Genomic DNA, 24,959 nt, shown 5'->3' with positions numbered 1-24,959 from the left:
TTCGCTCGTTCAGTCAGGATTTTTCGGAGTCGTCCAGCGGAACTCCGTAAAGTTCCAGACGATGATCGACGAGCTTGTACCCCAGTTTACGTGCGATCTCAACTTGCAGCCGCTCAATCTCTTCATTGACGAACTCGATGACGTCGCCGGTGCGTACATCGATCAAATGGTCATGGTGATCATCGGTGGCTTCTTCGAAGCGCGAACGGCCGTCACGGAAGTCGTGGCGTTCAATAATGCCAGCTTCTTCAAACAGCTTCACAGTACGGTAGACAGTGGCAAGCGAGATATTCCGGTCCACACCTGCCGCGCGGCGGTGAAGTTCCTCCGCATCGGGGTGGTCATCGGCCTCTGACAGAATGCGCGCGATGACGCGACGCTGTTCTGTAAGTCTAAGCCCGTTTTCCTGGCAGAGTTTCTCGATCCTGCTCATAGTCACCTTCCTGATAGTAAATCACTTATGACCATATTGGCGCGTGAGGTCCAGTATCCTGACCTATTTGATCGGCTTTGACATGAGAATTGCGTCTCGGGCCGGTGAATCCGCGCGGGTATAATAGCCCTTACGACGGCCATCTTCTGAAAAGCCGTGATGTTGATATAGAGCGCGCGCAGCCAGATTGTCGTCAGCGACTTCAAGAAGAATTCGGTCAAAGCCCGATCCCTGGGCGGCCTTTTCGCCTTCATCGAGCATATGTTTTGCCAGCCCTTTGCCGCGCAAGACGGGCGCTGTGGCAATGGATAGAAGTTCGCAATCATCAACGCAGGGCAGATAGACCGTCAACCCGACGCACGCCTCACCATCGAATACGCCGAGCCCGAACGCAGACTGGGTCTGAATCATCGAAGTCAGGGTTTGTAATGACCAGGCTTCTTCAAGGCTCGCAGCCTGCAAGTCTGCCAGTTTTGTGAGGTCTGCGCCGGACAGCGTGTTGAGATCAGAGAAGCGGAGACTTGGCGGGAATGGCATCCGGATCTCTCACATAAAGCGGGCTTGGTGCGCGGATGTCATCAGCATGGATGAGCTTTGCCCAGCGCGGCACACCTGCAGCCGTCATCTCGCATACATCCAGAGGCTGGTCCGGTAGAAAGTTTCGAATGTTGTCGACTGCATCCGGCGTGCAGACAACAGAAATATCTGCGCTGACATAATCCATCAGATCGTTTGCGCTCAGTTCGAACGGCTCGGAACGCTCCGTTCCCTCAAGGCGCTGCGCCCAGAAGGTCTGATCCGGTGGTCTTAGTTTGGCAGGGATGAGCGCCAGAACCGGCCCCTGCTGCGGCGTACTCACTAAGGCTTCAAGGCTTGTAATGCCGAAGGCCTGTTTGCCGTTTGCGAGCGCGAGACCGCGCGCAAAGGCAACGCCGATGCGAATGCCTGTAAAGCTGCCCGGGCCGACGCAAACCGAGAACCGGTCAATCGCGCCCATGGCGATACCGGTTTCATCAAGAACCGACTGAACAAGCCCCGGCAGAAACTGATCATGACCGCGGCGCATCTTGTCTTCGCGAAACGCCAGAAGCGCGTCGTCTTTCAGAAGTGCTACGCCGCAGAACGGACCAGCCGTATGTATGCCGAGGCTAAGGCTCATTGAGGGTCAGAGAATCTGACAGGCGTCTTCAAACGCCAGACGCGGTGAGCGCGGGAAGAGCGCATCTTCATTGCCATAGCCGAGGCTACAGATGAAATTCGCTGTCCATTGTTCTGTTTCCGGGTTGGACTGGAAGAATTCCTTATCAACGCCGCCGCGATCGAAGCCGGACATTGGTCCGCAATCAAGACCCATAGAGCGTGCCGCGAGCATGAAATAAGCGCCTTGCAGCGTGCCATTGCGGAATGCAGTTTCAGCGCGGTTTTGCGGATCGTTAAACCAGTCTTTTGCACCCGGATTGTGCGGGAAGAGCTCTGGAATCTTCTCCGGGAAATTCAGATCGTGCGCGATGATCACGGTCCATGGCGCTTTTAGCGTTTTTTCGCGGTTACCTTCGCTCATGAATGGAGCGAGGCGCTGCTTGGCGTCTTCAGAACGGATAAAGACAAAGCGCGCCGGACAGCAGTTTGCGCTGGTCGGGCCAAACTTCATCAGATCGTATGTGCCACGGATCAGCGCTTCTTCGACGTCCTTGTCGGTCCAGTCATTATGTGTGCGAGCGTCGCGGAAGATCTGGTCCAGACTTTCCGCAGGGAGTTGAGATGACATGTAAGATTTCCTGTTTAACCGAGCGCCTGCTCGACGGCAGTTACTTCCGGAACATAGTGGCGCATCATGTTCTCAATGCCCTGTTTGAGGGTCATTGTGGACGATGGGCAGCCGGCGCACGCGCCGCGCATGTGAAGTGTCACAACACCAGTTTCCGGATCGAAACGATCAAACACAATGTCACCGCCATCCTGTGCAACAGCAGGGCGAACACGTGTTTCGATCAATTGCTTGATTTCCTCCACAATCTCTGCCGTGTCGCCTTCATAGACAATCTCTTCGCTGGTCGCGGCCTGATCAGCTGCTTCATCGATTACGGGCATGCCGGACATGAAATGGTCCATGATCGCGGCGAGTGTCATGGTTTTTACATGGCGCCAGTCGGACTCGGCGGTCTTGGTGACCGACACGAAATCTGGGCCAAGAAAGACGCGCGCGACGCCCTGAACGTTGAACAGGCGTGTCGCGAGCGGTGAGACCTCACCTTCCTCAGCATTTGCGAAGTCACGCACGCCGTCTTCCAGTACCGGTTTTCCCGGTAGAAATTTCAGCGTGTCCGGATTCGGGGTGGCTTCAGTCTGAATGAACATTTGAGACTCCTTATCGAGCCATGAAATGGAGGTCTATTGGCTCCAAATCAACTCCTGTCACGGATATCTGTTGTGCTGGCAAGGTGATTTTCTTCCAGAACAGCTTCCAGTTCGCGCAGCGCGAAGATGGCGTCCTCCATCAGATAGGCGAGCGTCATCATGTCATTTCCGCCCAGAGAGAAGTCCCCAGGTTCCGGATTTGAAACAATGAGCGGTCGCGGCGCAAAGGCGCGCGCCAGGGTGTTTCTGGCTTTCTCACGGGCATCGCGAAAGCCAGGGTGAACAATATCATCAGACTGAACAGCATTGAGCAGCGTTCCAACGGCGTAAATCTTGCCTATAATCCGGTAATAGCGGTCCGTTCGCGCGCGATTGAAGATTTTATGGTCATCGGATTGAACGGAGCGGCGAATGTCTGAGACGCTTTCCGATAGGATATCGGCATAGAGGGCAGCCTCGGCGCGCATGAGGTCCGCCATCGCGTCATTGTCCAGCACTGCGCGGGCGATCAGTCCATCAAACCGGCGCAGTGCCTGCGCGGCGGCAGATAGCTGGTCTGCCGAGCCCTCACCTGTCGCATTCAGGATCAAAGTGGCGGCGATTGAGAGATCCTCATTGCGGGTGCGTCCTGCCCGTGTGGTATCGGCGCGAAGATCTGCAAACAGCGCCAGCGTTTCTCTCAGCCCGTCCTGAAAAGCCGGAACCGCGATCAACTGGTTTTGCGGATGCCATTCGGGAAGCGCGTCGGACCAGTGTCGGACCTCGAATTCTGTCTGAATAAGCTCGATGGCGGCGCCAATACGCTGATCGGCCCAGACTTCGTCGCGGCTACTATCAGCTATCTGGTCGGGCAGTTTATGAGAGAGCACCATGGTTGCCGGATAGGAGCCAAGGAGCGCGATGATGATCATCCCGCCGCCTATCGGTTTCCAATGGCGCAACCATCCAAACATGCTGCTTCCGGCCTTCTTCGCCCCGTCTCGAGACATTGAGGTGAAGAATGAATACCCCTTGCGGCGGGCACAAGGCCGGAGACTGCGATTCTTTTGAAGTTAAGCGCGGGCGCTAGTTACGCAGGCGTACTTCAGCTTCAGTTGAAACGAATTCGACCGAGTCGCCATACTGGATTTCCAGTGTGAGCGTGACGGTGTCGCCTTCGGTGAGGCCATCTTCGACGTCAAACAGCATTATGTGATCATGCAGCGGCGCAAACTCTGCCGTTTCGCCAGCTGGCAGCGCGACAGACTCAACCTGACGCATGCGCATTACGCCTTCATCCATCAAATGGGTGTGAAGTTCGGCTGTGCCGGCACGGTCGGCCGATGCTGCAACAATCTGCGCGTCCTCGGACGAGTTCGACGTCACGGTGAGGTAAGCGCCGGTGACATTGCGTCCTCCGGCAGGTGCACGGACAAATGCGTCAGTGACGACGAATGCCGGACCGGTCGCTTCCTGAGCGGTTTCCGACGGTGTGGAGTTGCCGCATGCTGTAAGGCCAAGAATGGCTGTCGCGAGGAGTATTTTGCGGAGCATGGGAGGGAATCCTTTATGAAGGCGGTGACTTTCCGCCTTCATAACGTGACTCAGCCTTTTTTCCATAAGCCTATAATGTCGCGGACCTCTTCCATAACCGGTTGCGCAATCGCTGACGCTTTTTCTGCGCCCGCCGCGAGCACGGCATCAATCGCTGCCGGATCAGCCAGCCATTCATTAAAGGATTTTGTGACAGGCGAGAGGCCGTCCACCACAACTTCAGCCAGCGCTGGTTTGAAGGCACCAAAGCCCTGACCGCCGAACTGGTTGATCACATCTTCGGAAGAGCAATTTGCCAGCGCCGCATAAATGCCAACCAGATTTTCAGCTTCCGGGCGACCCTTCAGGCCCTCAACCGTATCCGGCAGAGGTTCAGGGTCTGTCTTTGCCTTTTTGATCTTGCGCGCCATCGTGTCTGCATCATCGGTGAGGTTGATGCGTGACAGATCGGATGGATCTGACTTCGACATTTTCTTCGTGCCGTCTTTCAGGCTCATAATACGCGCGCCCGGCCCTTGAATAAGGGGTTCCGGCTGCGGGAAGAAATCCGGCACATCATATTCGCGGTTAAACCGCTCGGCGATGTCGCGAGAGAGCTCAAGGTGCTGCTTCTGGTCTTCACCTACAGGCACGTGAGTTGCCTTATAGGCCAGAATGTCAGCGGCCTGCAGAACCGGATAGTCGAACAGGCCAACGCTGGCGCGTTCCTTGTCCTTACCGGCTTTTTCCTTGAACTGCGTCATACGTTCCAGCCAGCCCATACGGGCGACACAGTTGAAATACCAGCAAAGCTCGACATGTGCCGGAACGGCGGACTGGGCGAAGATCACAGCCTTTTCAGGGTCAACGCCTGCCGCGAGGAATGCCGCTGCGATCTGACGTGTATTGGCTTGCAGCGCGCCCGGCTCCTGTGGGATCGTCATGGCATGAAGATCGACCACGCTGAAAACGCAGTTATGTGTTTCCTGCAGGCGGACGAACTTCACCAACGCGCCAAGGTAGTTTCCGAGGTGGAGGTTACCTGTTGGCTGTACGCCGGAGAATACAAGCTCCGGTCCGGAATATGTCGATGTGGTATCAGTCATGGCGGGTCATCTACTCGACAGCGCGGCGTCGCACCAGCCCTTTTAGGTCAGAGATGCGGACTGCGCCGGTGATTATTGCGGAAATTGCGTAAGTCATCATGCCAAACAGGATGAAGATCATGGTGACGACGAGTTTGCTATCGTAAATATGCGTTTCGATCAGCGCGCGATAACGCAGTACGGCCACCAGCACGACGGCCATCAACATGGTTGCCAGCAGGGCGCGAACGAGGCGTGACACCAGACGTGGGCCCGGCGTGTACCAGCCGCGCTTCATCAGCCCGCTGAACAGAAAGATCACATTGACCCAGGCCGCGACGCTGGTGGCGATTGCAAGGCCCGGAAATCCGTAAGCGCCGTTTGATTGCAGCCAGAAGAACAGGCCAGCGCCCAGAACGGTGTTGATCACGACCGACCAGAGCGCAAAGGCCATCGGCGTTTTGGTATCTTCATGCGCGAAATAGGCAGGGGCCAGCACCTTGATCAAAACAAACGCCGGAACGCCCCACGCATAATGCATGAGCGCAAGCCCTGCATTATTGGCATCTGAGGTCAGGAAGGCGCCGCGTGTAAAGAAGCCTTCGATCAGAAAGCCCGGCGCAACACCGAGCGCCGCTGCCGCTGGAAGCGTAAGCGCAAGCGCAAGACCAATGCCTTCATCCATGGTCGCGCGGCTCGTTTTACTGTCATCAGAGCGGGCAGCCCGCGACAGGCGCGGAAGAATCGCCACACCCACAGCCACACCCACAAGGCCAAGCGGCAGCTGGTAGAGGCGATCTGCATAATAAAGCCATGTCTTCGCGCCGACTTCAAAGCTCGCCAGAGACTGGCTGACAATAATGTTGATCTGAGTGCCGCTTGCGGCAATCGTGCCGGGCAGGGCGAGTGCCATGACTTTTTTGACGCCGGGCGTAATGCGCGGAAGACCTATGATGGACAGGCGCACATTCTGGCGACGTACACCCCAATAAAGAAGCAGCATCTGCAGGATGCCGGCTAGAAGTGTCGCCACCGCTGCCGCTTTTGCTGTCACATCCGGAGACGTGCTGACAAACGCTGCGCCGATCAGACAGATGTTCAGAAGCGTCGGTACAAAGGCCGAAAGGAAAAACCGGCCGCTTGAATTCAGCACGCCTGAGAGAAGCGCCGCAATCGACATGCAGGTCAGATACGGCATGGTGATGCGCGTTAAGAGGATTGCCAGATTGAAATTCTCGGTATCGTCTGCCTGTCCGCCATGCACCAGCAGCAAGAGCCATGGCATTGCGAACTGGGCCAGAATGGTGAGCGCGGCGGTGATTGCGAAAAGGACGCGCATCGCCTCTTCCGCCACTTTGGCGGCAGCCTCCGGCCCTTCAGCTTCAAGTGTCCGAGAGTAGGAGGGCACAAAAGCCGATGCAAACGCGCCTTCAGCAAAAATTCGGCGGAACAGGTTTGGAAACATCAGCGCGGTTGTCCACGCATCACCGATCGGACCGGCACCAATTCTGGCGGCAAGAAGCACGTCCCGCGTAAAGCCGAGCGCACGGCTCACCAGTGTCAGGCTCGACTGTACGAGCGTGTTACGAACCAGACTCAAATCATCCCCCGTGAGCCAAGCTTATGGCTGTATCAGAAACTGTCTGCTGAACGAGCCTGCGCCAGTGTATGTGCCGGTGTGCGCGGCGCGTTCTGCTCATCTGCGCCGAGTACATCCAGAAGATCAGTTGCGAGCGTGTCGACCAGTGTTTGTTCGGTCAGCTTGTCGCCGTCTGCAGTCTGCACATAAAACGTGTCGTGAATACGTTCGCCATAAGCCCCTGCATGGGCAGAATGGAGTTTCAGCTCTTTATTCGCCAGCGTGCGCGCCAGATCGTACAGAAGTGCGGCACGTTCTTTGCCGGTGACTTCGATAATCGTGTATTCGGCAGAGCCGGAATTATCGAAAATGACGTCTGGTTCGACCACAAACGCGGCCTCGCGGCGGGCATTGATGGATTTGCGCTCACGGACATCACTGACACCCTTGAGGACCGCATCCATAACCTTTTTCTGCAAGCGCTTCAGGCGCGGGCTTTCGCCAAGGCCGAACATGCGGCCATCTTCATCCTGCAGGACGAAGAGGTCGAGCACGCCGCCCTCACTGCCGGTGTAAATCTGCGCCGCAGCAATATGGGCTTCTTCGTTTACGAGTGCGCCGACGATGTCAGAGAACAGGCCGGTCCGGTCGGTTGTGGCGACCATCAGCTCCACGCTGGAAGATTGCGGTGAGACTTTGCACTCCACAATCGTTTCAGCGCCCGCATTCGTGAGCAGGTCGTGCTGCCAGTCGAGTTCGTCTGGCACCTGACTGGTCCAGTAACCGGCTTCCATTTGAGACATAAGCTCTGGCAGCTCGCCCTTGCGGGAAATGAGTGCTTTGCGCGCCTTGTCCGCCCGTGCGTTGAGATCGGATACGATATGGGTCTCTTCCACATCGTCCTGACCGAGTGCGGCCTCTGTTAGTTCGTAAAGTTCCTTCAGGAGCTGGCCTTTCCAGCCATTCCATACGTCCGGACCAACCGCGCGAATATCGGCAACGGTCAGGATGAGCAGCAGGCGCAGGCGTTCCAGTGAACCGACACGCTCTGCGAATTGCGTGACGGTTCGCGGGTCTGAAATATCCCGTTTCTGCGCACAATCGCTCATTTCAAGGTGGTTGCGCACCAGCCAGCCAATCAGCTCACACTCGGCTTCACCGACCCCAAGACGTCTGGAAGCTGCCATAGCCGTCTTTTCGCCTTCAACCTGCTGATCGCCCAGGCCTTTGCCCGTGTCGTGCAGGAGCATGGCGAGATAAAGCGCGCGCTTATGTTTCAGGAGCGGGAAGAGTTTATGGCCAAGCGGGAAGAGGCCCTTATCTTCGCCGCGTTCCATTTCTGCCAGCGCATCAATGGCGCGCAGCGTATGCTCGTCCACGGTGAAGTGGTGGTACATATTGAACTGTGTCTGCGCGACGATATCGCCAAATTCCGGTACCATCGTGCCCAGAACATCGGCTTCGTTCATCATCCGCATGATCGGGCCGGGATCTGACGTATTGATCAGGAGATCGATGAAAAGCTGAGCCGCTTCAGGATCGGTCCGGTGTGTATCATTGAAGCATTCAAGCGAGCGCGTGACAGCCGACAGCGCACGCGGGTGAATGTCGACATTATTGTCCTCGGCCAGCTTGAACAGGCGAAGCATTTCGACCGGTTTTTGCTGGAAGAAGGTTTCGTCCTCTACGTTCAGGCGACCGGCATCCATGACGAACCCGTCTTCGGAGATTTTCGGGCCCTGCGTGAAGGGCAGGAAGTGCAAAAGGTTCGGTTTGGCCTTTTGCTGGTCAGCTTCAAGCCGCGCACAGAGAATGCGGGTGAGAGAGCCCACGGTTTTGGCTTCGAGGAAATAGCGCTTCATGAAGCGCTCGACGCCCATGCGCTCCCCGACATCCTCAAAGCCCATGCGTGAGGCAATTTCGGGCTGAAGGTCAAAGCTCAGCCGCTCTTCCGGACGGCCCGTCAGATAGTGGATGTGACAGCGCACGGTCCACAGGAAACGACCGGCATCGCGGAAAGCCTGTGCTTCGTCTTCGGTGAAGACTTCGCGCTGGGCCAGCATGTCTTCCAGTGTCGTGCCGCCATAGGCATGGCGTACCAGCCAGAACAGGGTTTGCAGATCGCGCAGTCCGCCTTTGCCTTCTTTGACATTCGGCTCGACAACGTAACGGCTATCACCTTGCTTTTTATGGCGTTTATCGCGCTCGTCCAGTTTGGCTGCGATGAACTGGCTCGCGCGGCCTTTGATCAGATCATCATGATAACGCTTACGCAGATTTTCATAAATCTGCTCGTCGCCGCAGATATAACGGGCATCCAGGAGAGCGGTCTCTGTGTTGAGGTCTTCTTTGGCGAGACGGATACATTCGTCGACATTGCGGAAGGCATTGCCGACTTTCAGGCCCATATCCCACATCATATAGAGCATATACTCGATGACGTTCTCAGCCCATGGCGTCTGCTTGTAGTTTCGCAGGAAGAGGAGGTCGATGTCGGATGACGGCGCAAGCACGTTGCGGCCATAACCGCCAACGGCCAGTACAGCGAGCTTTTCGCCTTCGGTGCGGTTGGAGTCGCCGTAAACAATCGTGGTGGTGAACCAGTAGAGCGTAGCGATCACTTCATTCTGAACGGCGGCCAGCATGCGCGCGACATCAAGTCCATCAATGCCGGCATTGAGGCGTTCCTGAGCAATCATGCGTCCGCGGAACAGTGCGCCGTGCAACAGGTCCATCGCGCGGTCACGCAGTTCTTTATTCTGCGGCAGGTGATCGAGCGCGGCAGCTTCCAGCTGAACCTTTAGCTTGCGTGTTTCGATGACCGAGTCGATCCGCCAGGGTTTTGGCGCGCCTCCGAAAGGCTTGGACTGGTTTGCAATTTCGGTCTTACTGAGAGGAAGTGTCGGCATGAGGTGCTTCTATCGCGATTTCAGGGTGTTTTGCCAGCGCTTTAGAAGATTACTGCCGCATAAGACCCTTCAAATGATACAGAGCATCGAGCGCCTCTTTCGGGCTCATCTCGTCCGGATCGATTTCGGCCAGCGCGCTTATGGCGTCACTCTCGGGTGCAATTTCGTCGGACGGTGTATCCGCCACGGCGGCAGGGCCTTCTTCAGAGAAGCTGAAAAGCGGAAGGTCGTCGGACGGAACGCCGCGCTCCTGAACGGTTTCCAACTGATCGAGCACCTGTTTGGCACGCTGAACCGCAAGTTTTGGCAGGCCAGCGAGGCGAGCGACCTGCACGCCATAGGATTTGTCCGCTGGTCCGTCCTGAACTTCATGCAGAAAAATGAGATCGCCGCGCCATTCGCGGGCGCGTAGCGACAGGTTTCCGGCAAATGGCAGGCGTGTCGCGAGCTTGGTCAGCTCGTGATAGTGGGTCGCGAAGAGGCCTCGGCAGCGAACAGTGTCGTGCAGATACTCGACGCATGACCACGCGATGGCGAGGCCGTCATAGGTGGATGTGCCACGGCCAACCTCGTCCAGAATGACCAGCGCGCGGTCGCTGGCCTGATTGAGAATGCTGGCTGTCTCAAGCATCTCGACCATGAAGGTCGATTTGCCACGCGCAAGGTCATCCGATGCGCCAACGCGGGAGAAGACGCGGTCCACAATGCCAAGCTCCATGTCGCGAGCAGGCACATACCAGCCAGCCTGAGCCAGAATGACCAGAAGGGCGGTCTGGCGCAGGAAGGTTGATTTACCGGCCATGTTCGGACCGGTGATGATCTGAAGGCGAGTGTCTTTATCTGCGCCATTCCCGAGATTCAGCGAGTTGGACACAAACCCATTTCCCGTTTTGCGAAGCGCCGCTTCAACAACAGGGTGACGGCCATCTGTTACATGAAGGCGCTTATCGTCAAAAATCTGCGGCCGGCAGGCAGAAAACTCATCCGCCCATTCAGCCCCTGCAGCCGAAACATCTAATTGTGACAGGGCGCTGGCGGCCTGACGAATTCCGTCAGATTGTTCGAGCACGGCGTTCACCAGCTCAGCAAACAGCTTCAATTCGAGCGCTTTTGCATCGGTGGTGGCGCTATCGATCTCGCGGGCGATATTGGCGAGTTCTTCAGTTGAATAGCGCGTTGCGTTGGCAAGCCCCTGACGGCGGTGGAAGAGGCTGGCGTTCTCCAGCGCCTCGAACGGCTCGACATGTTTTGCCGGGACTTCGAGGAAATAGCCAAGCATCGCGTTGAACTTGATGCGTATGGCCGAAATGCCAGTGTCCTGCTGATATTTTGCTTCAAGCCCTGCAATGATTTTCCGGCTGTCATCGCGCAGCGTGCGCAGGCGGTTGAGGTCCTCATTGGCGCCGGTGCGTACAAACCCGCCATCGGACATGATGGCCGGCGGGTCATCAACAAGGATGGAGGAAATCTGCTCGCGAAGCGCCGTCAGACCGGCGGACAGGGTTCCGGCCAGATCGCTTGCCGCACTGGCAATAATTGGTGCAGCCGAGAGGTCGGTATCTTCAAGAAGCGAAAGCACGCGCGCCGAGGTTTCAAGGCCAATACGAATGGATTTCAGATCAACGGGGGTCGCACGGCCAAGTCGCAGTCGCGAACGCGCACGTTCCAGATCCGGCAGGCCTTTCATCTCTTCGCGCAGGTCTTCGCGAAGCTCGCTATTTTCCAGAAGCAGCTGAATGCCATCAAGGCGCGCTTCAATAGCTGTGCGTGCGGTAAGTGGCCGCGAGACCTGATCAGCCAGAAGACGTGCGCCGCCCGCTGAAAGCGTGCGGTCAATTGTATGAAGGAGCGAGCCCTTGCGCGCGCCGGTCTGGGTGCGGTCGATTTCCAGCGCATGGCGCGTTGTCTCGTCCAGCATGAGATGGACATCGACGCTCGCGAGCACCGGATAATCAAGCTCTGGCGGAAGCCCGGCCTGTGTCAGCTCAATATAACCCAGAAGAAGCCCTGCCGCAGACAGATGCAGGTCTTCAAACTGGCCAAGCCCATCAACCGAAGAGAGGTTAAAGGCTTCTTTCAGCGCTTCGGCCCCGCCTTTCGCGCTTGCCGAACGGGTCTGGAAGGTGGTGACTGGGACTGGCGCGCCTTCAAGCGCGGCGGTCATTTGCGGCGAATATTTAAGCGCCTCGCTCATGACCAGTTCGTTCGGGCGATAGCCGGACAGACGCGCAATAAGCTCACCCGTCGAAACCTTGAACAGAATGAACTGGCCGGTGGAGATGTCGCACAGCGCAACGCCGCAGTTTTCCAGCGTGTCGTCAGCGCACATTGCTGCGAGGAAGTTTCCTGATCGCGCTTCGAGCAGTGTATCTTCTGTCAGTGTGCCCGGGGTCACAATCCTTACAATGTCGCGGTTCACAACGGCTTTCGAGCCGCGCTTTTTCGCTTCAGCAGGTGTTTCTGTCTGTTCGCAAATAGCAACGCGATGTCCGGCGCGGATCAGACGGGCGAGATAGGGTTCTGCAGAGTGATGAGGCACACCCGCCATCGGGATCGGATCGCCATTATGCTGGCCGCGTTTGGTCAGCGTAATGTCCAGCACTTCGGCCGCAAGCTCTGCGTCTTCGAAGAAGAGCTCGTAAAAGTCCCCCATCCGGAAAAACAGCATTGTATCCGGGTTTCGGGATTTGATTTCGAGGTATTGCGCCATGAAAGGCGTTACAGCGTTGGACATGATCTGACGTCACATGAGAAAATTCGCGCATCAAGTCAAAAAATCTGAGCGTGTAGGCCTGAAATACCAAAGTAGGGAGTTGTTACCGCCTACGCAGAGTTCTACACACAATTCATAATATAGTGCGAGCAGGGAACGCCATTCAAATGAGTAATCAACGTCCGTCCTTCACCGACGAAGAAGCCTTAGCGTTTCACAAGTATCCGGTGCCAGGGAAATTGTCCGTCATCGCGACGAAACCTATGGCCACTCAGCGCGATCTTTCGCTTGCGTATTCGCCGGGTGTTGCGGTGCCGGTTCTGGCGATCGCAGAGGATGAAGACCTCGCATATGATTACACTGCCAAAGGCAATATGGTCGCCGTAATTTCCAACGGTACGGCTATCCTTGGTCTGGGCGATCTTGGCCCGATGGCTTCCAAGCCGGTGATGGAAGGTAAGTCGGTTCTCTTTAAGCGTTTTGCTGACGTTGACTCCATCGACGTGGAAGTGACCACGAAAGAGATCGAAGAGTTCATCACCACGGTCCGCAATATCGGCCCGACATTTGGTGGCATCAACCTTGAGGACATTGCGTCCCCTGAATGCTTCATCATTGAATCCCGCCTTCGCGAAGAGCTCGACATTCCTGTCTTCCATGATGACCAGCACGGTACAGCGATCATCGCCGCAGCCGGTCTGCTCAATGCGTGCGAAATTACAGGCCGCAAACTTGAAGACGTCAAAGTCGCGATCTCAGGTGCGGGCGCGGCGGGTCTCTCCTGCGCAGGTCTTATCCGTCATCTCGGTGTGAAGGCTGAGAACATTCTGATGTGCGACCGTAACGGCGTAATCTATCAGGGCCGTCAGGAAGGCATGGACCAGTTCAAGTCCGGCTTCGCGGTTGAGACGGACAAGCGCACGCTGGCTGAAGCCATGGAAGGCGCTGACTGTTTCCTCGGCCTGTCTGTTAAGGGCGCGGTCAACAAAGACATGATCAAGTCCATGGCGGCAAACCCGATCATCTTCGCTATGGCGAACCCGGATCCGGAAATTCGCCCGGAAGAAATTCGCGAAGTACGTGGCGACGCGATTGTTGCGACCGGTCGTTCGGACTATCCGAACCAGGTCAATAACGTCCTCGGCTTCCCATACATCTTCCGCGGCGCGCTCGATGTACGTGCCCGTACAATCAACGAAGAAATGAAAGTCGCTTGCGCGCGCGCTCTCGCCCAGCTTGCACGTGAAGACGTACCGGACGAAGTTGCTGCGGCCTACCACGGTGCGCGCCCGACATTCGGCCCGGAATACATTATTCCGGTTCCGTTTGACCCGCGTCTTATCTCTTACATTCCGCCATTCGTTGCTCAGGCTGCGATGGATACAGGCGTTGCGCGTAAGAATATTGAAGACATGGACGCTTACAAGGAAGAGCTTGCGCGTCGTCTCGACCCGACAGCTTCCTTCCTGCAGCGTATTCAGGGCGCGGTTCGCTCTGAAGAGCCAAAGCGTATTGTGTTCGCCGAGGGTGAAGAGCCGGCGGTCATTCGCGCAGCCTTCAGCTTTGAAAATCAGGAACTCGGCAAAGCGATCCTCATTGGTCGTGAAGAGCGTGTTCGCCGCACCATGAAACAGGTTGGTGTGCCGGAAGACGCGCTCGAAATCGTCAATGCGGCGCTTTCTGACCGTAACCCGGACTATTTCGATTACCTGTATGAGCGACTGAAGCGTAAAGGTTATCTGCAGCGTGACGTTCAGCGTCTCGTCAATAATGACCGTAACGTCTTCGGTTCGTGCATGGTCGCGCTCGGTGATGCAGACGGCATGGTGACGGGTGTGACCCGTAGCTATGAGTCGGCTCTCTCTGATGTGCGTCTGGTAATCGACAAAGTCGACCATGACCCTGTGATGGGCATGTCGGTGGTTGTCAGCAAAGGTCAGACGCTTTTCATCGCCGACACGAACATTGTTGAGCTTCCGGATGCGCAGCAACTGGCTGACATCGCTGTGGAAGCAGCACACGCGGCGCGTCGTCTTGGTGCGACACCGCGCGTGGCGTTCCTGTCTTACTCGACATTTGGCAGCCCGCTGGGTGAGCGCGCTGAGAAGGTCCGTGAAGCTGTGGCGCTTCTGGATGCCCGTGACGACATCGACTTCGAATATGAAGGCGAGATGCAGGCGGGTGTTGCGCTGAACCCTATGGCCAAGCGCTCCTATCCGTTCATGCGTCTGACAGGTCCAGCAAACGTGCTTGTCATGCCAGCTATTCACTCGGCCAGCATTGCAACGTCTCTGCTTGGCAGCATTGGCGGCGCGACGGTTCTCGGTCCGATGCTGATGGGCCTGAAAGAGTCCGTCCAGATTTGTTCACTCGGCGCTACCGTCTCCGACATTGTGAACATGGCGACGATTTCGGCTTATGATGTGAACGAGAAAGACGCTCACTCGGCGCTGAAAGCTCAATAGGCTTTCGCTACAGAGATAAAAGAAAGCCCGGCTTTATGGCCGGGCTTTTTTAATATCAACTCGCCGGTTGCGTTTCTGGCACGGGTTCTTCCGGCTCTTCTTCGAGCTTTCCCTGGGCAGCTTTTGGTCCAAACATCATGACGATGATGATCAGCAGCATTGGTACGATGGTGTATAGCGCCGTAACGGAGAAGAAGCCCGCCCAGCCGATCGCCTCGGAAAGCGGTCCTGACGTGGTACTCGCGACCATTTTGCAGAAAATGGAATAGGTCGAAGAAAGCACTGCGTATTGTGTCGCTGCGAATTTTCGATCCACCATTGCAGACATATAGGCGATGAAGACGGACCCCACGAAACCGGCAGCAAGGTTGTCAGCCACGATAACGCCCAGAAGCGCCATGCTTGAGGGCGTGTTGACGATTGCGCTCAGGTCTCCGTTAGCGTGGGCGTCCAATCCCGGACCAGCGGCCAGCGCGAGTAGGGCAAAGGCACCATTGGTCAGAATTGTGATTATCCCGCCCGCCAGAAGCGCAGGCAGGAGGCTATATCTCACTGCAACAAAGCCACCAAGGAAGCCGCCTACGACAATTGGCCAGGGCCCGAACGTACCCTGAATAAGACCGATGGTTTCGGTGGAATATCCAAGATCGATGTAGAATGGGCTGGCCATGACGCCCATTGTGAAGTCGCTGATGCGATACAGGGCGACAATGCCAAGAACGACCAGAACCCAGGGGCCGAAACGTGTTGCAATCTGGCGGACCGGTGTCGCGACGGACTTTCCGAACCGCTGAATGAAATTCAGATCATCTGATGTTTCATCGACTTCATGCTCCGGTTCGGAGATGAAAAAGATCACTGCGACCATGATCAGTAACATGGCGGTTGCCATGATCCCGTACGCAATTAGCCAGCTTGTAAGGCCCGCGATAGCAATCCCGTATCCGGCAAACATGATCGCGAAACGGTAACCCAGATTATAAACCGCAGCCATGTTGGCCTGTTCATCATTGGGAGCCGATTCAATTCGCCATGCATCCACGCTGATATCCAGTGTCGCGCCGGAAAACGCCAGAATGAGGGCACCGATCACGGTTTGAGTCAGAGACACTTCCGGATTCGATGTTGCGATGGTGATAAGGCCGACGACTGTGCCGGAGATAGCAACGACCATCCAGCTTCGGCGTTGGCCCAGAATGTCACCCAGAATGGGTACTTTCATTTTATCGACGAGCGGGGCCCAAAACATTTTCAGAGAGTAGGCAAGTGAAACCGCATACATGCCGCCAATCGTGGTGCGGTCCACGCCAACTTCGCGCAGCCATGTCGACAGTTTGGAAAAAACCATCATCAGCGGCAGACCGGATGCAAAGCCAAGCACCAGCATGGCGAGCATGATGGGCTTCAGATAGACCCGAAAACTTTCGAAGAAGGTCTGCTTATGGGGCGTTGATACTCGTGTCTCGCTCATGCCTGCGCCTTCTGCCTGTCAGTCCAGCGGTCCACGATCGAGCGGAGCGTATGAGCGTCGAGCGGTTTGGCCGCGACGGCATCTGCACCCGCGGCTTTCGCGGCTTTTTCAACATCTGGATTGATTTCAGCAGAAATCGCAATGATCGGAGTGTTATTTTTTTCAGCGCCGGGCAGGGCTCGGATTTGTCTCATCGCTTCATAACCGTCCATTACGGGCATTCGAAGGTCCATGAGGATGATATCAAAATGAGAGAACTGGACGGCCTCGAGCGCTTCGGCGCCGGTGGCAGCCGTCGTGCAGGCATGGCCTGCTTTTTCAAGAACCCGGGTCGCCAGGAGCGCGTTTACAGCATTGTCGTCAGCGATCAGGATCCGGCCCGTCTCGAACTGGCTTGTTTGCTCGGTGGCCTCAGGCTCTGCGGTGCTGCCTGAAACGGCAAGGCGTTCCATGAGCGAGGCCTCTCGCACCGGACGCATCAGATAACCCGCGCATCCATTGGCGCGAAGGTTTTCAATATGATCGCGATCCTCGGGGCGGATCAGGGCAATGACAGGTGCTGAGCGGCCAAGGCGTTTCAGTTCACTCGGCGGGAGGCGGGCATCAGCCAGCCAGATATCGACCTCGCTACCGTCTGCGTCGGTCAGAATGGTGTGGCCCGCTGCGTCCGCCATAGAGGCAAGCGATAGCATGAGCGGCGTGGACATGCCTGCAAGGCCGATGCGTTTTGGCTGGCCCGCACGTTCGGCCGGTTTGGCGTGCGCGGCGATGTTGAGCGGCAGAAGAATTCTGAAACGAGCACCAATGCCCGGCGCGCTGGTGATCGTGACGCTGCCATTCATGGCTTCGACCAGACGGTTCACGATGGTCAGTCCAAGGCCGACACCGCCATCAATACCGCGATGGCCTGCTTCTGCCTGTTCGAACGCATTGAACAGACGGGCTTGCGCTTCGTCGGTCAGGCCGGGACCGGAATCGATGATGTCGATGCAAAGCTCTTTGTCTTTCAGCGTTGAGAGGTCGACGAGTACGCCGCCTTTTTCGGTAAATTTGATCGCGTTGCCAACAATATTGAACAGGATCTGCCGGACACGGCCATCATCCAGAACCACCTTTTCAGGAAGATCGTCTGCCGCGCGAACGCAGACATCAATGCCTTTTTCGTGCGCTCGCGGACTGAGAAGCTCCACCACATCCTGCGCCAGACCGCGAATATCGGTTTCAGCGGTTTCAAGCTCGACGCCCGCTGCATCCATGCGTGCATAATCGAGCACATTATTGAGAAGATCGAGCAGGCGCGCGCCGCTTCGGCGAATGGCAGAGACATAGTCAGCTTGCGCGGGCGTGAGTTCGGTCTCGGCAAGAAGAGAGGCCATGCCCAGAATGCCGTTCAGAGGCGTTCTGATTTCATGGCTGACTGATGCCAGAAAGCGCTGCTCGATTGGTTGCGTTTCAGCTTCGCTCATATCTCTCTTGTCCCGATCGGATATCCCGAAACAGGTTCTCGCACAGAGATATGATTACGCCGTTAAAAGTGACGAAACAGCAGGGTCACGCCAGCGATAGGTCAGTGCCTCAGCCAGATGATGGCGCGCGATATTTCGTTCGCCATCAAGATCAGCAATCGTGCGGGCAAGTTTCAGGACGCGGTGATAAGCGCGGGCAGAGAGGGAGAACCGCTCGGCTGCATCGGTTAGAAGTTTTCGGCTGGCATCATCCAGCACGCAGACCTCTTCAATCTGTTTGGAGGAGAGATCGGCATTTACCGCGCGGGTGTCATGCTCCATGCCTGCAAACCTCTCGGCCTGAATACGACGCGCTTTCAGAACACGGGCTGCCACTTCCTTAGTGCCCTCAGCAGGTGGTGGCAGATTAAGATCGGCCACGGTAACGGGTGGCACGTCACAGAAGAGATCAATTCTGTCGAGGAAAGGGCCGGATAATCGCCCCTGATAGTCCTGCAGGCATTTTGGCTTTTTACGGCAATTGCCTTCTGCAGGACCTCCGCCGCACCGGCACGGGTTCATCGCGCCGATCAATTGGAAGCGGGCAGGGTATCTGACATGCCGGTTGGCGCGTGAAATCACCGCATCGCCGGTTTCAAGCGGTTGGCGTAGCGCTTCCAGAACCTGCGTCGGAAACTCGGGCAATTCATCAAGAAAAAGAACGCCATGGTGCGCCAGAGACACTTCTCCCGGGCGGGCCCGTGCACCGCCGCCGACCAGTGCAGCCATTGAGGCAGAATGGTGGGGCGCGCGATAAGGTCTGCGACGGGACAGCTCGCCGCGTTCCAACAGGCCGGCAATGGACTGGATCTGGCTGATCTCCAGAAGCTCTTTCGGGGAGAGGTCCGGCAATAAACCCGGCAGACGCGTTGCAAGCATGGACTTGCCTGATCCCGGCGGGCCACAGAAGACCAGATTGTGCCCACCTGCTGCCGCGATCTCCAGCGCGCGCTTGGCGCCTTCCTGACCTTTCACATCGCGAAGGTCTGGCGGTGGAGGCAGCGCTTTGGTGCTTCCGGCCTCTGGTGGCTTGAGTTGCAGTCGCCCCGCGCAGTGATTGATGAAGGCCATCAGGCTTTCAATTGCGATCACGTTGCCGCCGCCCCATGCCGCTTCGGCGCCGGAAAGCTCCGGACATATTAAAGAGAGGCCCATAGCTTCCGCGCCAATCGCCGCGGGCAGCGCGCCATAGGTCGGTTGCAAATGCCCGTCCAGGGACAGCTCGCCGATCGCAGCCATACGCTCCAGAGCATCGGACGGAATGGCGTTGATAGAGACTAAAAGTGCTAACGCGATGGCCAGATCATAATGACTTCCTTCCTTGGGAAGGTCCGCCGGAGCCAGATTCACAATGATTCTTTTGGGTGGAAGGGCGAGGCCGATAGAAGAAAATGCCGCGCGAACGCGTTCGCGGCTCTCGGCAACTGTCTTGTCTGGCAGGCCTACAATGGAGAAGTGAGGCTGTCCTCCGAGAAGTTGCACCTGAACATCCACTGGTCGCGCTTCGATTCCGTCAAATGCAAAAGTTGTAATCCGGCTGACCATTCTGATCTCCTGTCGTGCAACTGAAGATAGACAATAAAATGCGAACAATACAAGAACAAGTGTGAATCGTTAACGCGACCGGATTTTGCGTTAACAAATCAGTTCCGAAACAGAACAGGCTAGCGTGTCAAAGTTGTTAACGAATAGTCCCACTCTGTGGCTCGGGGATATCCAAGGTAAGTGTCAGATACAACTCAACTTTTTTTGAACGTGTTTAAAATAAAAGCAATTAAATCAATGTTATCTCTGATCGGAATGGAATTACGACATCCCTATTACGAATAATTATAATAATTAAAAGTTATCGGCTGTGGATAAATCCAAAAAATCCGGGCTGTTTTGTTAACGAATTGGCTACGGGCCTATGTCATATTTTTGGTCATTAGCGCGTAATTATCGAGCTATTTTAGACGTGATTTTTTATGAGACACTTTTTTAAAGATAAAAGAGGGGCATCTGCGGTTGAATTTGCCTTGGTCGCCCCGGTGCTGATGTTCATACTCGCGGCAATTGTCGGCTACGGCATGGTATTTCTAACCGCGATAAGCCTTCAGCAGCTCGGCGCGGACGTGACGCGCGCGACGATTGGCGGGTTCTCCGTTTCCGAGAAACGGGAGCTCGCCGCCGAGCACCTTGCTGTTGCGCGGAGGGAGTATGTCCTGATCGACAATGATCAGGTCGCCGTAAATGTGGTCTATGACACGGACACGGAGACGACCGTTGTCGAAATCGCTTATGACACGACTGGTCATCCGGTCGAGTTGTTCCGCGGTCTTATCCCAATGCCGGCGAACACATTCACGGTGCGCCAGAGTATCTCGGAACGGACCACATGAGATCATTCCGGGAGTATTCGCGAGATACAAGGGGAACATCCCTCATCCTGACAGCGCTCTTTCTGGGCGCTATTTGTGTGCTTGTTGCCGTCGGGGCCAATCTTGGCCTCGCCTATCTGGATAAGCGGAAATACCAGTCAGCGTCAGATGTGGCGGCGCTCAGGCTGGCTGAAAGCGCCAATCCACAAGTGTCGGCGTTGCAGGCGCATCTCGATCTTCAGGGGTTTGATGATGACGGTGTTGAGGCGCGCCTCATCACTGGCATTTATCGCGAGGACGAAACAATTCCTCACGATCAGCGATTTGAAGAATCCGAATTGAACTGGAACGCCGTTCGGGTTGAGATCACCTTTCCGATTGAGGAACGCATTATGGGCGGTGCCGTCCAGAACGATAACTCGCTGAGTGTTCATTCAACAGCTACGCTCAGACGTAGCGCGTCACTCTGGATGGGGTCACGGCTTTTGCGTCTTGAGGGCGGTCTGCCTGCGGCGCTGCTGGATTCGCTCGTCGGATATAATGGCCGGATTACGGTTGCCGACTATGAGCAGCTTCTGGATATCGAACTTGATATTTTTCAGGCGTTGGAAATCATAAATACCGACCTCGATCTCGATGCGCTCACTTATAATGAGGTTCTCGGCGCGGAAATAACGCTGGGCGACGTGACATCGGCCATCAAGGATTCTGATTTATCGGCAGCGCTCCCTTTCAATCTTCAGCCGCCAGGGCGCGCGGCGAGGCAAACGCTCGTGCTGAGCGAGATACTGGATCTGGGCCGCACCGGTGGACTGGATATTGGGGAGCTTCCGGCCACGCGTGCCTTCATGATTTCAGCAGGCGAATTACTTTTTGCCTCGGCAGCGTTGGCCAACGGAGACCGTCAGGCTGAAGCTGATCTGGAAGTTCTGGGTGACTTCGTGGCTGCGAGAGTTGATATTGGTGACCCGGGCCGCTTTCTCCATTGGGATCATGCCGCTGACGGGTTTGACGAGATGGAGTCCAGCCAGGTCGATATCGAGCTCGATATTGGAAGCGGGCTGAATCTTCTAAACACGTCTTTGCAGCTGGGTTCAGCATCAGCACGCATCAAAGATGTTCAATGTGATGCGCGAAGAAACGTCCAAACCGTAACCGTAGAGGCGGAAACGTCGCCGACCACCCTGACGCTCAACCCGTTAAATCTCAGGGATATTACGTTAGACCTGTCAGCTGGTGACACTGTGGAGGTCGAGTTTTCCTCAGCTGAAATTGAAGCCGGCACCACGAAGACCGTATCGTCCGGATTGGGCGTCAATCTGAACCGCACGCCGCTTCTTTATCGTCCACTGGTCGTTCTGGTGAACGATATTCTGGAAGAGCTCGGCATATATGTTGGCGAAGCTGACCTGCGTGTGACCGATGCCAGCTGCCGCCTGCCTTATCTGGTCGACTGAAGTCTGCGATCCACCGCATCCCAGAAGAGTTGCGCGGCATCAATGCCGGTAAAGCGCTTCATCTCCTGAACGCCTGTCGGGGAGGTGACGTTGATCTCGGTCAGCTTGTCACCAATGACATCAATGCCGACGAGCACAAGTCCGCGCTCTTTCAGGGACGGTCCGATGCGGCGACAGATTTCCAGGTCGGTTTCAGTGAGGTCCACCGGATGCGCCGTGCCACCAACGTGCAGGTTGGAACGGGCTTCGCCTTCTTTGGGTACACGGTTGATCGCGCCCGCCGGTTCGCCATCAATCAGAATGACGCGCTTATCACCTTTTGAAACGTCCTTCAGGAAGGCCTGAACGATGAAAGGTTCGCGGTTGCGCTCGGTGAACATTTCAAGAAGGGATCCATAATTGGAATCTTTTGCGTTCACTTTGAAAACGCCCGCGCCGCCATTGCCGTAAAGCGGCTTCATGATCACATCGCCATGCTTTTCGCGGAAAGCTGCGATCTCGTCCGGATTACGGGTGATCAGCGTTTCCGGCAGCAGGCCCGGGAACAGAAGCGGGAAGAGCTTTTCTGGCGATGAGCGGACCCATTCAGGGTCGTTCAGAACGAGCGTCTTGCCTTTTAGAAGCTCCAGAAGGTGTGCGGCCGTAATGTAGGCCATGTCGAAAGGCGGGTCCTGACGCATGAGAACCACATCAACATCATCTTCAAGATCGAGGCGTTCATAGTCTTCGAACAGAGCTGGCGTGCCCGGAACGCGCTGCACTTTCGTGCGGCGTGCCTTGGCGTACAGCCGGCCATCAAGACAGGAGAGGTCGTTCGGATGATAGGTCCAGACCTGATAGCCTCTGCTTTCTGCGGCCTCAGCCATGGCAAAAGTGGTATCCGCATTGATATCCACGGTTTCCATCGGATCCATCTGAATGGCAATTCTGAGGCTCATAGGTGCGTCTCCATAACTGCCGACAGACATATGTATTTCTCTGGCAATTCACCAGAGTAGAGGCCTCACTTCATAGTGAGTTTATCTGTCAGGTGCGTTGTTATTCACTATTGGTGCGCCGGCGTAGTCTATAAACGGCGGGCTGATGGTCGGTATATTCAAACGCCAGATCGATGCCGCGAACATCCACAAGCTCGACATCCGGTGAAAGTAGCAGGCCGTCGATAATCGTGCGGTAGTTCTCGTCGAGCTGGAAGGGGCGTTCATTCGTGCGCACGGTCGGAACGCGTGCATCAAATGCCAGATGCCAGCCTTCGGGTAGTTCTTCCTGCGGGAAGTCATGAATCCAGAAGAGTGCATCTTCAGTCGATGTGGACGGGAAGTCTGTCTGCGTCAGGCGCATATTCCAGTCACCGCCGATCACGACGCTTTTGCCTTCCGCATGGAGCTGTTCGGCAAAGTCGATCACGGCGCGCAGCTGTTCGTTCCGCGTGTCCCCGCCCTCATCGAAGGCGGCCAGATGCAGATTGATTATTGCCCATGGCGTGCCTGCGACCTCCAATTCAGAGACCTGCATGTGATAATGACGGGGTATGAAGCCCATAATCGGTTCAGGCTCACTCGGCAGACGTACCAGTTCCGGCTCCTGATCGGTGAGGCGTGTGAACATGGATGGTCCGTGCTCCAGACGTAAAGGCTCTGGCAGCATGCGCGAGCCGATATCGGAAGAGAAAAACATCGTCCAGTCGGAGAGCGTGGCAGCGACAGCGGCGCGCACATCGATGCCGCGTGTTAAAAGCCCAGCTGCGGCGGTCTCCTGCAGCAGATACACATCTACCGGATTGGCAGACAGCGTTGCCTGAATACCGGCAAGGTTTTTCTCAACCACGGAAACCGATGGCGGTAAAAGCATGTCGCCGCCGTCTGCTTTAAAGTCGGATTCCTCGCCAAGCCCCGCATAGCCGAGATTCCAGGTCATCACGGTGAGTTCAGCCGAGGCCAGAGTTTGCGGCGCAGTATCAGATTTACGGAACACCGTTTTGATAGAGCGGTTGAAGTATGTGCTGCCAATCGCGACCGCGAGATAAAGCACGATCAGCAGAAGAATGATCAGCACGCCGTATATCATCATTTTCATACGCGCTGTCCTTTAAGCTTTTGATTTCTTGCTGATCATCTGGCGTCCAACCCACTGCATGACGCCAAGTATAGCGGCAAGTCCACCCCATTCATTCGCGAGCCTGCCAATATATCCCAGAATGGATTTCTGATCGTCCAGCGTAAGGTAGATCGTGCCATAGCGTTCCAGAAAATCAGGGTCCTCCGGCAATGCGCCTTCCCGCATGACATACATCTGCGCCAGAAAATCATCGATCAGACGGGCATACTGGTCGACATAAACCCAGCCCGCCACGCCGAGCACCGTCAGAACACCCACTGCCGTGGTCGCATGGGTGATGTTTCGGGCGCTTTCGCGGAAGACGCCGTAAATCGGGGTATAGCGGATGACGATATTGATCACGAAAATACCGGCCATGAAGATGAAGGCAGGTACCATGTAGAGCTCCACCTGACCCAGCAGGATCTGAAGATCAATAAACGACAGTTCCAGCGCGCGGGGTGATGATGGATTGCTCGCAAAATAGGCCAGAATATCTGCGCCGCGCGCCTCAAAGGCTTGTCCGTTGCGCGAGGTTTGCTGGATGATGATGAGGGCCAGCAGAAAGCCACCGACGAAGAAGATGATCGAATAGGCGTTATAGACCAGATAGGTGAAGAAGAGCGGGCGTTTCTCACCGGCAGGCGCCGTCACAGCGGTATAAATGCCGTAGAGAATGACAATTGCGCTGACGACAGCCACGCCTGCCCAGAGCAATGTGCCATATTCACTGAACAGATCGGCGATGCTGGATTTATCCGAAACGAAATCGACCAGATAGAGCAACAGCGCGGCCGCACCGATCAGGACAATCTCGCCAATTGCGCCGCTCAGGCGAATATCGATGGCACCTGCTTTAACGCGGATGCCGTGCTCACGGATCCAGATCGGGCCAGCAATCCAATAAGCGAGGATTGCCGATACAGACGCAATCAGAAAACAAATGAAAATGACCATCCCGCCCCCGAGCGCAGCCATAAAGTGCCGCTTTTTCAACGCAGCGTACTTTTACTGC

20 protein-coding genes are annotated in these 24,959 nt (G+C 56.0%); 3 read left to right on the top strand and 17 right to left on the bottom strand.

What is annotated here, in order from left to right:
• Positions 1-13: 13 nt before the first annotated feature.
• The 11 genes from P1U45_RS04575 to mutS form a co-directional block, all read right to left on the bottom strand.
• Positions 14-433 carry a Fur family transcriptional regulator gene (locus P1U45_RS04575; RefSeq protein ID WP_022693740.1) on the bottom strand — a complete coding sequence of 140 codons (420 nt, stop codon included), beginning with the start codon at positions 431-433 and terminating at the stop codon, positions 14-16.
• 63 nt (positions 434-496) lie between these two features.
• A complete protein-coding gene (locus tag P1U45_RS04570; protein WP_301057722.1) occupies positions 497-970 on the bottom strand; it encodes a GNAT family N-acetyltransferase in 474 nt (157 codons plus the stop codon).
• Complete coding sequence (tsaB, locus tag P1U45_RS04565) at positions 939-1,592, bottom strand: tRNA (adenosine(37)-N6)-threonylcarbamoyltransferase complex dimerization subunit type 1 TsaB (protein ID WP_301057720.1); 654 nt, start codon at positions 1,590-1,592, stop codon at positions 939-941. Before tsaB ends, P1U45_RS04570 begins: the two co-directional genes overlap by 32 nt.
• 6 nt (positions 1,593-1,598) lie before the next feature.
• Entirely contained in the window at positions 1,599-2,201 is a 603-nt protein-coding gene (locus P1U45_RS04560) for a malonic semialdehyde reductase (RefSeq protein ID WP_301057718.1), read from the bottom strand.
• Between the two features lie 14 nt (positions 2,202-2,215).
• Positions 2,216-2,791 (bottom strand): NifU family protein, encoded by a 576-nt coding sequence (locus P1U45_RS04555; RefSeq protein ID WP_301057716.1) that lies wholly within the window; start codon positions 2,789-2,791, stop codon positions 2,216-2,218.
• 47 nt (positions 2,792-2,838) lie between these two features.
• Positions 2,839-3,744: a hypothetical protein gene (locus tag P1U45_RS04550; RefSeq protein ID WP_301057714.1), complete on the bottom strand. Its 906-nt coding sequence runs from the start codon at positions 3,742-3,744 to the stop codon at positions 2,839-2,841.
• 112 nt (positions 3,745-3,856) lie between these two features.
• A complete protein-coding gene (locus P1U45_RS04545; protein WP_301057712.1) occupies positions 3,857-4,324 on the bottom strand; it encodes a copper chaperone PCu(A)C in 468 nt (155 codons plus the stop codon).
• A 50-nt stretch (positions 4,325-4,374) separates the two neighbouring features.
• Positions 4,375-5,409, bottom strand: coding sequence for a tryptophan--tRNA ligase (gene trpS, locus P1U45_RS04540; protein ID WP_301057710.1), 1,035 nt, complete (start codon positions 5,407-5,409; stop codon positions 4,375-4,377).
• 10 nt (positions 5,410-5,419) lie between these two features.
• Positions 5,420-6,988, bottom strand: a complete 1,569-nt coding sequence (gene murJ / locus P1U45_RS04535) for a murein biosynthesis integral membrane protein MurJ (protein WP_301057709.1) — start codon at positions 6,986-6,988, stop codon at positions 5,420-5,422.
• A 32-nt stretch (positions 6,989-7,020) separates the two neighbouring features.
• Positions 7,021-9,876, bottom strand: coding sequence for a [protein-PII] uridylyltransferase (locus P1U45_RS04530; RefSeq protein WP_301057708.1), 2,856 nt, complete (start codon positions 9,874-9,876; stop codon positions 7,021-7,023).
• Between the two features lie 49 nt (positions 9,877-9,925).
• Complete coding sequence (gene mutS, locus P1U45_RS04525; protein WP_301057707.1) at positions 9,926-12,610, bottom strand: DNA mismatch repair protein MutS; 2,685 nt, start codon at positions 12,608-12,610, stop codon at positions 9,926-9,928.
• 146 nt (positions 12,611-12,756) lie between these two features.
• On the opposite strand from mutS, the gene P1U45_RS04520 reads away from it, so the two are divergent.
• Positions 12,757-15,054, top strand: coding sequence for an NADP-dependent malic enzyme (locus P1U45_RS04520; RefSeq protein WP_301057706.1), 2,298 nt, complete (start codon positions 12,757-12,759; stop codon positions 15,052-15,054).
• Positions 15,055-15,109: 55 nt separating this feature from the next.
• Here P1U45_RS04520 and P1U45_RS04515 read toward each other — a convergent pair whose 3' ends face one another.
• Genes P1U45_RS04515 through P1U45_RS04505 form a run of 3 tightly spaced genes read right to left on the bottom strand, consistent with a single transcriptional unit; the run spans position 15,110 to position 19,575 of the window.
• Complete coding sequence (locus tag P1U45_RS04515; RefSeq protein ID WP_301057705.1) at positions 15,110-16,525, bottom strand: MFS transporter; 1,416 nt, start codon at positions 16,523-16,525, stop codon at positions 15,110-15,112.
• Positions 16,522-17,991, bottom strand: a complete 1,470-nt coding sequence (locus P1U45_RS04510) for a response regulator (protein ID WP_301057704.1) — start codon at positions 17,989-17,991, stop codon at positions 16,522-16,524. Before P1U45_RS04510 ends, P1U45_RS04515 begins: the two co-directional genes overlap by 4 nt.
• A 54-nt stretch (positions 17,992-18,045) precedes the next feature.
• The gene (locus P1U45_RS04505) at positions 18,046-19,575 is read right to left on the bottom strand and encodes a YifB family Mg chelatase-like AAA ATPase (protein WP_301057703.1); all 1,530 of its coding nucleotides are present in this window, start codon (positions 19,573-19,575) and stop codon (positions 18,046-18,048) included.
• 422 nt (positions 19,576-19,997) lie between these two features.
• On the opposite strand from P1U45_RS04505, the gene P1U45_RS04500 reads away from it, so the two are divergent.
• Positions 19,998-20,411 carry a TadE/TadG family type IV pilus assembly protein gene (locus tag P1U45_RS04500; protein WP_301057702.1) on the top strand — a complete coding sequence of 138 codons (414 nt, stop codon included), beginning with the start codon at positions 19,998-20,000 and terminating at the stop codon, positions 20,409-20,411.
• Positions 20,408-21,847 (top strand): hypothetical protein, encoded by a 1,440-nt coding sequence (locus tag P1U45_RS04495; RefSeq protein ID WP_301057701.1) that lies wholly within the window; start codon positions 20,408-20,410, stop codon positions 21,845-21,847. Before P1U45_RS04500 ends, P1U45_RS04495 begins: the two co-directional genes overlap by 4 nt.
• Here P1U45_RS04495 and gshB read toward each other — a convergent pair.
• The 3 genes from gshB to P1U45_RS04480 all read right to left on the bottom strand — a co-directional run bounded on the left by gshB (position 21,832) and on the right by P1U45_RS04480 (position 24,901).
• Positions 21,832-22,785 (bottom strand): glutathione synthase, encoded by a 954-nt coding sequence (gshB, locus tag P1U45_RS04490; protein ID WP_301057700.1) that lies wholly within the window; start codon positions 22,783-22,785, stop codon positions 21,832-21,834. The two genes, P1U45_RS04495 and gshB, sit on opposite strands and share 16 nt — an antisense overlap.
• A 100-nt stretch (positions 22,786-22,885) precedes the next feature.
• Positions 22,886-23,923 (bottom strand): hypothetical protein, encoded by a 1,038-nt coding sequence (locus tag P1U45_RS04485; protein WP_301057699.1) that lies wholly within the window; start codon positions 23,921-23,923, stop codon positions 22,886-22,888.
• 12 nt (positions 23,924-23,935) lie between these two features.
• Entirely contained in the window at positions 23,936-24,901 is a 966-nt protein-coding gene (locus tag P1U45_RS04480; protein ID WP_301057698.1) for a hypothetical protein, read from the bottom strand.
• Positions 24,902-24,959: the final 58 nt, after the last annotated feature.

The organism is Ponticaulis sp. (genome assembly GCF_029210165.1).
Lineage (GTDB): Bacteria > Pseudomonadota > Alphaproteobacteria > Caulobacterales > Hyphomonadaceae > Ponticaulis.
Note: the sequence above shows the minus strand (reverse complement) of the source record. Positions and strands in the feature narration are given on the sequence as shown.